Source organism: Polynucleobacter sp. AP-Kaivos-20-H2 (genome assembly GCF_018882215.1).
In the GTDB taxonomy this organism is placed as follows: Bacteria; Pseudomonadota; Gammaproteobacteria; order Burkholderiales; family Burkholderiaceae; genus Polynucleobacter.
Genome location: NZ_JACVOX010000004.1, coordinates 171,878 through 182,059 on the forward strand (window position 1 = coordinate 171,878; position 10,182 = coordinate 182,059).

General features: G+C 43.8%; 8 protein-coding genes. 1 reads left to right on the top strand and 7 read right to left on the bottom strand.

What is annotated here, in order from left to right; all coding sequences use genetic code 11:
• Positions 1 to 8 precede the first annotated feature (8 nt).
• A complete protein-coding gene (locus ICE89_RS11350; RefSeq protein ID WP_216265966.1) occupies positions 9 to 1,076 on the top strand; it encodes an esterase in 1,068 nt (355 codons plus the stop codon).
• Positions 1,077 to 1,621: 545 nt separating this feature from the next.
• Here the strand turns inward: ICE89_RS11350 and ICE89_RS11355 are convergent.
• From ICE89_RS11355 to ICE89_RS11385, 7 genes are all read right to left on the bottom strand, one after another.
• Complete coding sequence (locus ICE89_RS11355) at positions 1,622 to 2,563, bottom strand: nucleotidyl transferase AbiEii/AbiGii toxin family protein (protein ID WP_370625367.1); 942 nt, start codon at positions 2,561 to 2,563, stop codon at positions 1,622 to 1,624.
• On the bottom strand, positions 2,563 to 3,207 hold the full coding sequence (locus ICE89_RS11360) for a DUF6088 family protein (protein ID WP_223146587.1): 645 nt from the start codon (positions 3,205 to 3,207) through the stop codon (positions 2,563 to 2,565). Before ICE89_RS11360 ends, ICE89_RS11355 begins: the two co-directional genes overlap by 1 nt.
• Before the next feature lie 93 nt (positions 3,208 to 3,300).
• Positions 3,301 to 4,242, bottom strand: a complete 942-nt coding sequence (locus ICE89_RS11365; RefSeq protein ID WP_216265967.1) for an integrase core domain-containing protein — start codon at positions 4,240 to 4,242, stop codon at positions 3,301 to 3,303.
• Between the two features lie 199 nt (positions 4,243 to 4,441).
• Positions 4,442 to 4,753: a hypothetical protein gene (locus ICE89_RS11370; RefSeq protein WP_216265968.1), complete on the bottom strand. Its 312-nt coding sequence runs from the start codon at positions 4,751 to 4,753 to the stop codon at positions 4,442 to 4,444.
• On the bottom strand, positions 4,731 to 5,060 hold the full coding sequence (locus tag ICE89_RS11375; protein ID WP_216265969.1) for a hypothetical protein: 330 nt from the start codon (positions 5,058 to 5,060) through the stop codon (positions 4,731 to 4,733). Before ICE89_RS11375 ends, ICE89_RS11370 begins: the two co-directional genes overlap by 23 nt.
• A gap of 50 nt (positions 5,061 to 5,110) precedes the next feature.
• Entirely contained in the window at positions 5,111 to 5,611 is a 501-nt protein-coding gene (locus ICE89_RS11380) for a hypothetical protein (RefSeq protein WP_216265970.1), read from the bottom strand.
• A 121-nt stretch (positions 5,612 to 5,732) separates the two neighbouring features.
• Positions 5,733 to 10,182, bottom strand: a 4,450-nt coding sequence (locus ICE89_RS11385; RefSeq protein ID WP_216265971.1) for an S-layer family protein, incomplete at its 5' end; no start/stop codon positions are given.

Here is a 10,182-nt window from a genome sequence, read left to right on the forward strand (position 1 = left end):
GAGATTTAATGAAGATCAATGTTTATGCGGCACGTTTATTCATATCAATAGCAAGCGCTTTTATTGCACATTCCGCATTTTCCCAAAACTACCCAATAACACCCCTTTCAGAATCAGCTCTAAAAGCACCGCTCATTATTAACAAGCAGGGAAGTTTCTTTGTTGGGGGTCAAGACGTCACATCCGACACCCTATCAACCATGCCAGCCTTTGGCTCTAAAGGTACGATCACTTTAGATCAGATGTATGTGGCTTATCAAATTCCTGTTAAAGCCAAGTCGACCTCCGTCGTCCTAATACATGGCTGCTGCCTAACAGGTAAAACCTGGGAATCAACTCCAGACAATCGCATGGGATGGAATGAATACTTTATCCGCAGAGGCTTTCCAACCTATGTGATTGATCAAGTTGGACGTGGCCGCTCTGCAGTCAATGCGGCCTCGCAAATTAATGCAGTAAAAACCAATCAAGTGCCGCCTGAAAAATTACCAACTGTAATTGCTGCTAGCCATGAGGGTGCCTGGCAAATCTTTCGCTTTGGTGCTGAATATCCAAAGACGTTTGAGAGTCAAAGATTTCCAGTTGCCTCACAACAGGGGCTTTGGCAACAGATGGTAGCCGACTGGTACTATGGACTCGAGGAACCCAACGCTACACCAATAGCATTGTCAACGCTATCAAAAGAGCTCAAAAAAACTGTATTAATCAGCCATTCACAATCTGGTATTTTTCCATTTAATTCCGCAAAAATTAGCAACGACGGTATTGCCGGAATTATTTCAATTGAGCCAGCAGCATGCCCCTCAGCAGATTCTGATTTGACACCTTACTTAAGAATACCTTCGCTGATCATGTTTGGAGATTTTGTTGAACTATCAACTAGATGGGCCCCACGACTAAAAGCTTGCAGAGAATTTGTTACTAAGGTCAATGCGCAAGGCGGCAAAGCTGAATTACTCGTTCTGCCCGAAATTGGCATAAAAGGAAATACGCATATGTTAATGCAAGATGACAATTCAATTGAGCTAGCAGCATTACTGAGCACTTGGATTGAAAAACGTCTATCAATTAAATAATTTTCTCCCACACCATTCCCAAAAGGAATTCAAGTATTTAGAAATACATCATAGGTATAACTTAAAGTAACCATAAAAAATACCAACCCGAAGGTTGGTATTTTTTATTTCTGGTGGGCCCACCAGGACTTGAACCTGGGACCAAAGGATTCCGGTTTGTGTAGCTTTCACTACTCCCTGGACTATGCCTTCATCATATCGATTGCTCGACTTAGATGGGTGCCGTCTAGTCTCTACACGTTCAAAGTATTTCTACTAAGCTTCGCTCGGCGTTAGCTTGGATATTTCTACCTTTAGCTTTCTCCGAATTTGACACCATCCCTTATGCAGTTTCCACGCATAAGGCACAACTTTCGTTATGAGAGCAGACATCCAAGGTAGACCCTTATAAACAGGGGCTCTGCGGGTGGTCAGCGTCGGTGTGTAAGCAAATGTGTAAGCAAATTCATGCATTTAAAAGAACTACTGGCTCACTCTTTGGTTTTCAAAACCAAAGGAATTTTGGAGCAACCATCTAACACTTCGTTGCTCCAAAATGGATTTACCTACAAAGCCTTTAGATGCTGACTAATCCGATTTAATAGATCAGGAAAATTTGGCTGGCCTTTGTAATATAGGCTAGTTACTTTTTGATATTCTGATTCAAACAACTTTCGGTCTTCCGAATCACTCAGAAGAAAAGCTGGGTTTTGAGAAATGATTAAGTTATCGGACTTGGGAAAACGCTCTACCTTCCTAGTCTGATACCTATCAGTCTTAATAAATTCCAACACTGATGGATAATCTAATAAGCAATATACGTCGTAGTAATGCCTTAGGAAGTTCTTAGGAAATCCTTTGCCATCTTTGTATTGGCGATACTTCGTAGAGATGGTTTGCAGTTTTTCCACAAAAGTATATTCAGGCAAGTAACACAAGACATTTTTTGCTCTATTGTCATCAATGTCTTTGACGTACTTAATTGCATAATCGTATGCCCATGATGAAATATCTACCGGCTGATTGGGTGCCGTATCGTCAAATCCTAACTCTAATAAAACACCATCCTTTAAACCACCCAACGATGGCATTATTGATTGGTAATTTAAGCGGACCCCACCACTGCGCATTTTTTCTGAGTCATCAAATGCATGATCTCGTACAACATCTTGTATACCAAGAATCTTCAACTCACTGGCAACCCAATCGTAAAAAGCAGATCGAGATTTTATATGCGCTTCTTTATCTTGATTTTTGCCAGTCTTAACATCCATGCCTGCTGGCGGCTCAATGCGGATATCAATATCTTCGGAAAAGCGATGAATGAGCCCAAACCCCTTGGATAATGAAGTTCCGCCTTTCAATTCAAATGTAAATCCTTGTTGCTGCAATCCCCAAAGGCAATGCATGATCCAATAATCCTTTTCAACCAATGTGGGATCAATACCCATATTGTCTGATACAGTAGCAATCAGATCTTTGAAATCCTTATGTTCATGCAAAAGCACTAAGTACTCGCTCTCTGCGTATCACGCAACCAAGATGAAACCCGCTTCTTCGTTCTTCCTGCCCCATAAGCACTAACTGTTTTTTGCAATTTAGCAGTTTCAAACTTATTTAACTGCTTCTCTGCCTTAGCCAATACATCATCTTTATTCTCGGCAAGCGAATCTAGATTATTCAATAGATCCACCAATAAGAATTCTTTATCCAGCTTTTTTGGAAAGCGCGGTTTTACCCGAAATTCAAAACTTCTATTACCTAATTTAAAGACGCCATGGCGTTTATGGTTATACACCACAGTCTTGTTATAGAGCTGAGTTGTTCCCAAGCCCAGTGAGTTATAGCTATTAGGCGAGAGCAGCAAAAAGTCTTGGTCTTTTAGAAAAGCCTCTACTAAATCTTCGTCTTTTGGAGGCACTCTGCCAAAAGCGGAGGACTTAGGTGCGTAATACAGCCCTTGCGCCAGCTTTTCTAAATCACCCGCATCAACCAATTGTTTTAAATGACGGTCAACTGCATTGGAGTCACCTAAAAGATCCTCTCTTCTATAGACATGACCCCCCTTAAGGTGCGAGCGAAGTCTCCCCAATGCGCTATTGCACACTTCAGGCGATGTACTTAAGGATGGTTTTACTGGCTCTTTTTGCATGATTTTTTATTGAAATTTCATGCATATTAGCATAGGTAAGCGATCTTAACAAGCGTTACTTAAAGTAACGCTCTCGCGTAGATAAGACATCACTTAAATCCCTAGTCCTTCATATCTCCTAGTGGACGGTTGATACAACTCTGCAGGTTTTTTCATCTCTAGTGCTTGATGGGGCCGCTCAAAGTTGTACTCATAGATAAAGTCTTCAAACTTATCTTGCTGTTGTAATAAGGTTTTGGCTGGTGGTTTGGTTGTGGCTTGTTTGAGCGTTAAATGCATGCGTTCATGGCGGCCATTTTGCTGAGGATTGCCGGGCTTAATGCGCTCAATCCCAATCCCTAAGCGCAGCCACCACACCGACAAGCTACTCAAACCATAGAGCGCATTAGCGCAGGCAAAGGGTACGCCATTGTCTGAACGGATTGAGCCTGGCAAGCCATATTCTTTAAAGAGTTGTTCAAAGACGGTAAAGGCCTGCGCTTCACGAGTACTCTCTAAGCCCTCACAACAAATTAAAAAGCGCGAGGCATAGTCAGTGACTGTGAGCGGGTAGCAGTATTTGCGGTTACCCAGCATAAACTCCCCTTTGTAATCTACGCACCACAGGGCATTGGGGGTTTGAGTATTGCTTAATGCGGTACCTTCAAGCTTGCCATACCGGCGCCGTTTCTTTTTGACTAAACCATGGCGATCCAGAACTGCGTGCACCGTACTCTTGGCTGGCAAAACTAGCTCAGGATAGTGGGTGTGGATGCGGTCGCGTAGTTTAGGAGCGCCCCAGGTCGGGAACTCTTTTTTGAGATTAACAATCAATTGCTCGACTTGGAAGGGTAGCCGATTAGCTTGCCTAAAAGGCCTTCTTGATCGATCTGTGAAGGCTTCCAAACCACTGTCTTTATAGCGCTCAATGATCTTATGACCCGTCACCCGAGAAATGCCAAACTGGGCACACAGGGTTGAGATCTTCTCGCCATTCAGGTAACGAGATACAAACTTGAGCTTTTCATCCATCTTCGTACTTTCATTCCACGGCATAGAGTGGTCCCTCCTATGCCTAAAACTGTAAAGTATGTGTCCGGTATAAAACGTAAACTATGTCTCGAGTCGTACATAAGCCTCACTTCTGCGGGGCTTTTTTATTTGGGTTGGGAAGAATGTACAAATTGTAGGAGGTCGATGACTAATCTTTAGATCTGTTTAAGTATTACTTAAGGATACTGAAGACCGCGAGTGACTACTCCATGAGTGCGACTGATTTGGCTTGAATCTTTTCTTCTAGCTTGGCACTAGATAGATAACAAATCACCCCATTCGGTTTAGTGATTTGAAATTGATTGCCATCAAGAGCTCGGATATGATACTCACCATTACTTAGCGGTGTAAAGCCGGCATGATGATCATGCTTTCTTTTACGAGCCATAAGTCCTGCTAATACTTTTAATTTCATAGCTTGGTCATAGTCATTGAGCATTGGATTAAAAAGTTTATTTTTTGCTCGAAAAATGAGATAAAAAACTAATCTATTACCAAAGATTTGCTTTGACAATGTTATCTTCCAAAGCCTCTTTTAATTCTGCATCGCCCAAGGCTGGATTGATATGTTTTTGCATCACCACCTGAAACACTTCAATAATCAAAGAGCGTAGTTGTGCATTATTTTTTGGTTTTTGCTCATGAGCAAAGAGCTTGAGAATCTCATTCAATTGAGCGCTCTTGAGTTTGGGATAAATTGTATTGTTGATGCTAATGGCATACTCCAAAGATTCCATGATGCTTTTCTTTTGCAAAAGATTTGTGTTAAAGCTCTCACTTAAAGCTTTAAGCACCTGTTCATCATTTTTAGAAATCATCATCACCCCCTTGATATTGAGTTATTTAAAATTAACTTTAGCAAGCTTCAGAATCAAATATTGATCTCTTGTAGCTTTTTTGACCCTGGGATAGGCGGCTTTGGAGGAACTTGAGGAACTGGCTCCTTGCTCTTGGCCGCTTCAAATAAAGCGCGTTTGATTGCCTCAGCAGAGCCCGCTAAGCTATAGCTTGAGATTCCAAAAGTGCCAGCTTGCAATGGCACTGCAAAACTCACTATTCCGCTAGTCTTTAGAGTATTTAATACTGCGGTAAAGGGCTGCAGAATTTGAAATAAATTGCCCCCCACTTGAGTGCACTGCATGGAAATTGATGCGGCTGACCCGATACTACTCATGAGTACTGGAGAGATGCTGCCGGGCTGACACCGAAGTGCGTCATGCAGATAAAAAACACATTGATCACCGATGCAATAGAGCCCAAAAGAAGCATTTGCATTTGGGGCGGTATAGGCCTCTATAGAATTAAGGGTTTTTTGTACACGCCAGTCTTGATAAGCCGCAAGATCTTCTGCTTGGGCGCTAGAACAGTTCATCAAGACTACTAAAGAGCACATCAAGCTAATCATCAAAAAAGATAAGCACTGCATTACCCGCATATTCCGCAAAAACTGGTTATGTGGCGATGTATCACAGTGATGTTCTAAAGCACTCAAACTACTTACCTCTATTTTGCGAAGGATTAATTTCAATGGGAGTTGTACCCACTACTTGATTGCCCACTACCGTCTGAATCAAAATTTTGACGCTATCGACATTGGGTGGCACTTGAATGGCTGTAAAGGTATTAGTGTTGCTATCAAAACTCAACCAGCTTGGAAGGGGTGAACCATCAGCCAATTGGGCCTTAAACACATATCCTTTGGTCCCATCACCACCGGCATCTGTCGGTTTAGCAATGACTGCTTCAGGTACAGTAAAGCTAAAGCCGTTTGTGCTACCGCCACCACTGCTGCCACCTACTGATTGCAAAGTAATCGTACCGCTTGGAGTTTGCACCTGCACTGTGACGCCACTATCTGCACCAGTGAAAGATGAAGCAGAAGTAGAAGTGGAAGTTGAAGTTGAAGCAGAAGTCCCAGCTATTGGTGTACTAGATTGACTTGAACCAGTATTAGCAACGCTATTACCAACCACGTTGCTAGCTAGCGCTACCGGTCCAGACATTGCCACTTCAACACCAGTAGACATGACGCCGCCAAAAGAAGTTGGCATGTTAGATAAGGCACTAGCCAGAGCACCAGCATTGATGCTGCTGCCTAAGTTAGAAGTTCCAGAGTTAGCACTTGTAGAGCTGGTGCTCGTTCCAGCAGTCTCAGTGCTTGTGCCAGAGCTAGCGGTGCTTGAACCAGAAGATGATCCCCCAGAGCCAGAAGAAGAGCCCGAACTACCACCCACATAAACCGTTTGATAGTTTCCTGATCCCGGAAATCCAGTCACGCTTTGTCCACTAGCAACGGTTCCAGTGATTGTCAAACTGGCATTAGCCGGGGTAAAGCCACTACCCACACCAGTACCACTATTAAAAGTCACACTACCATCTTGCGACGTAAACGCTAAATTTTGATTAGTTTGCGTACTATCGCCCAGTGCAAATGCATTGGTGGTGTAAGTTTGACTACCGACAGTGGTGACATTGTTAGTAATAGTAACGGTGCCAACATAATTAGCAGGAGTATTGGCAATTGCGCTGTAGGCTGCGCCAGTACTGGTATCTTGCGTACCGGTATAAACCGTCAAACTAGCTAATGGCGCAGTACCACCAACAATGCCATTAAAGGTAATAGTTGGTGTATCGCTCGCGGTGGTGACTGCTTTAACAAATAAATTATGTGTACCGCTAGCGGCATCATTAACCGTACCGTTAAAGGTGATCGCTGGATCTTCCGATAACAAGACCCGAGTTGCACCATTACTACCGTTATCCCCTACCAATAAGGCGCCGTTATAGGTTTGAGTTGACCCAGTACTAATATCCGCGTTCAGATTAATCGTATTGGCAGTTACGGTTAAGCTCATCAGATTGTTGCTTGATTGGGATTGATAGCTACTATAGCTCGTTGGGCTATAGCTTTGAGTACCAGCATTATAAGTCTGGGTTGCAACACCGACTTGACCATTAAAGCTAACTTGCCCTGCAGCCGCGCTCAATATTAAGGATTGCGAAGCAGCACCAGCATTAAGGGTACTAGCAAAACTAATATTGCCTGCACTAGAACTTAAGGTAGTAGTGCCGCTGGTGTTATTGAGACTCACGGTACCGTTATAGCTTTGATTGCCTGTCGTCGTAATACCTGTCGTGAGGGTAACTGCGCCATTAATCGTTAGGCTTGGCAGCGTCACGCTAGTTGTTCCAAATGAACCACCAGAAGAAGTAAGCGCGCCAGTACCTAATGCACTGCTGCTACCGGCAACGAGACTAGAACCGGATGCCAAGTTAGTGCCTCCACTATAAGTATTGGTGCCAGTGAGGGTTAAAGCACCAGTACCCGATTGACTAATCGATCCTGTACCAGATACCGTATTGGCAAAAGAAGTAGCGGTCGATCCAGTAAAACTAAGCGTGCCGTTATCAGTAATCGCAGAAGTAGGCGTTAGGGCCGTTAAATTACCAGCGTCATACACCACAGTCTTGCCATTAGGAATAATGACGGTTGCCACATTGCTTAAGGTCGGAGTAGCACCGCCAGCCCAGTTAGCACTACTTGACCAGTTACCACCCGAAGTGCCTGTGTAAGTGACTGAGGCTAGCTGCGTGATAGTCCCTGTAGTGCTAATAGTGCCACTACCAGTCAGATAATAATTAGATGCATCAGTACCAGTTAATCCTGGAGAAATTGTGATCGCTTTACCAGTACCTACGTTAGCGTTCGTAAAATTACCCGAACCCGTTACGCTCACAGTGTCCCCTGTTTTAAAGGTGGTAGAAGAAGCGCTTAATGTCAAACCAGACACATTAGTCGTGCCATCATAGGTTTTACTCAACCCAGTCACCAAAATACTGCTTGGGTTAATGCCCAAGGAAGAGACTGTTAATGCCCCAGTAACCACAATCGAACTACTAAAGTTATCGCTCACAATCGTTTTATTAGTCGCGCTTAAGGTGTAAGAGTCCACTTTATAGTTACCAGAGCCGCTAGTAATAGAGCTTGCGCCAGAAGAAGAGACTGGGGTCAAGGTAAAGGTCGCGCTGCCACCAGAGCCATCACTCATCGTTACTACACTACCACTCACACTAGGCGTTAAGTTGTAAATCGTACTGTTGCCCGAGTTCAAATATCTTGCTGAAGTAATCGAGTAGGTAGGCGCAGTACCGTAAGTAGTTGAGGTATTACTCATAACCACAGCCAAGGTGTCTGCCGGCACAATCGTAAATACTCCAGAACGATAAGTAAACGTATAGTTACCGCCGTTAGCAGATAGCCCGGTAGCGTTTAGATCATAAGTGCCGGCAGTATTCACGATTGGTGTACTGCGCGAGATAGTAAGCCCAGTAGTATTGAGTACTGATGTACCCTGCCCAGCAACCCAGCCACTATAAGTTACGCCACCATAACCTGCTGGATCAGACTCAGTTACAAACTTTTGCGAAGATCCGGCGGTGACATAGAGGACTGCTGCATTAATCGTAGCTGCATTTTGGGTCGTACCAGAGCTAGCGTTATACGCACTCGTGATACTGTAGTTAGAGAGGGTCGCAGTTCCGGTAGGACCACTAATAGCGGTCACATAATTTGCGCCATTAGCTGAGACGTTAGCATTATTTAAAGTAGCGCTTGTTAAGCTAGTTAAGGTCTCACCATTGACTAAACCAGTTACGGTGATTGAGCTAGGCGTAATGACGGTGCTACCGCTATAGTTACCAGTCACGGTAATACCCAATGGCGCAGCGCTGAGCGTGACTACGTTTTGTGTTGAGGTACTTGCAGCGTTATACGCCGCAGTAATCACATAATTACTGATGTTGGCAGTTCCAGTTACGCCTGAAGCACTGGTCACATAATTACTGCCATTACTGGTCACATCTTTAGAATTTAAAGACACGCTAGTTAAACCTGTTAAGGTCTGACCACCTATTAATCCTACAGTCGATACGGAGTTCGGTGTCATCGAGTACAAGCCGTTATAAGTACCCGTCACCGAGATGCCTAATGGAGCGCCTGTTAAATTAGCGGTATTGGTTGTCGTGGTTCCCAAGGTGCCGTTATAGGCAGAGGTAATCGTATAGTTAGCGAGGTTCGCTGTACCTGTTTTGCTATTAATCGCAGTCACATAGTTCGCTCCATTACTAGAAACGTTGGCACTATTGATACTCACACTAGTAGGTACCAAAGTTTCGGTAGTGCCACTTACGGTAACTAATCCAGTAATCGTTGGAGTACCGGTAGGCGTAATGGTTGTCGAGCTTGAGTAGACACCATTAATCACAATACCCAGAGGTGCTTGATTAATAGTTGCCGTTACAGTACCACCAGTGAGTGTGTAATTAGTATTACTCAGCGTCAAACCATTACTAGCAAAGCTGGTATAGGTCGCAGCATTGGCGCTCGAGCTTGTTGCCGACCCACTGGTAATGGTAGGCATTGCATCACCGTTGTAACGGGTACCACTTAAAGTGTAGGTATTAGCATTGGTAAATCCAGTAGTGCCATTGTAGGTTTTAGAGATAGTCAGATCTAAGACTGCTGGGTTGACCGTATAAGCAACTGAACTAGCTGCTTCATTAAATACATAGTTAGTAGATAACAGACCACTGGCGTATTTGAGGTTATAAGTACCCGCATTTGAAGAGGATGTTGGTGCATTGGTAATAGTCGCTGTACCACTTAATCCAGTAGGCGATGCCGAGATCACTGATCCGGTGCCGGCACTATTGGTATTAAAAGTGTAGTTGATCGTTGGTGTTGCACCATAAGTGCTCGACTGGCCAGAAGTAACGATCACATAGGCTTGGGCTTGATTAACTGCATAAGATACAAAACTAGCTGCTTCATTAAATACATAGTTAGTAGATAACAGACCACTGGCGTATTTGAGGTTATAAGTACCCGCATTTGAAGAGGATGTTGGTGCATTGGTAATAGTCGCTGTACCACTTAATCCAGTA